1 protein-coding gene is annotated in these 306 nt (G+C 42.5%); it reads right to left on the bottom strand.

Annotated features, from left to right (window positions below; translation table 11 throughout):
• Nucleotides 1–306, bottom strand: a 306-nt coding sequence (locus tag HBA93_RS20290; RefSeq protein WP_221724476.1) for a type IV secretory system conjugative DNA transfer family protein, incomplete at both ends; no start/stop codon positions are given.

The following is a 306-nucleotide window of genomic DNA, read 5'->3' as shown; positions in this document are numbered from 1 at the left end:
ATTCCAGCGGTTTGTATTCTCACTCCCAGGAGCAAAAAGAAAAACCGCATTTCCTTTTTTGCGTCGATAGCCAGCAGTTAATTCAAACACTTCGCCTTTCAGGTCAGTTACGATCATTGAACCTTCATGCGTAAGGGCATTTGGAATGACATAGCTGATACCCTTACCAGAGCGAGTTGGTCCGATTATTAAATGATGCCGATCATCTTTGCGACGTAAGAGCCTAGACCCCATGCGTCCGAAATAATGACCTTTTTTTTGAAACCATTTGTTTTTTAGTAGTTTTGGGATGGTCTGAAACTCAGC

Source organism: Ochrobactrum sp. SFR4 (assembly GCF_019730395.1).
Classification (GTDB): Bacteria; Pseudomonadota; Alphaproteobacteria; order Rhizobiales; family Rhizobiaceae; genus Pseudochrobactrum.
Note: the sequence above shows the minus strand (reverse complement) of the source record. Positions and strands in the feature narration are given on the sequence as shown.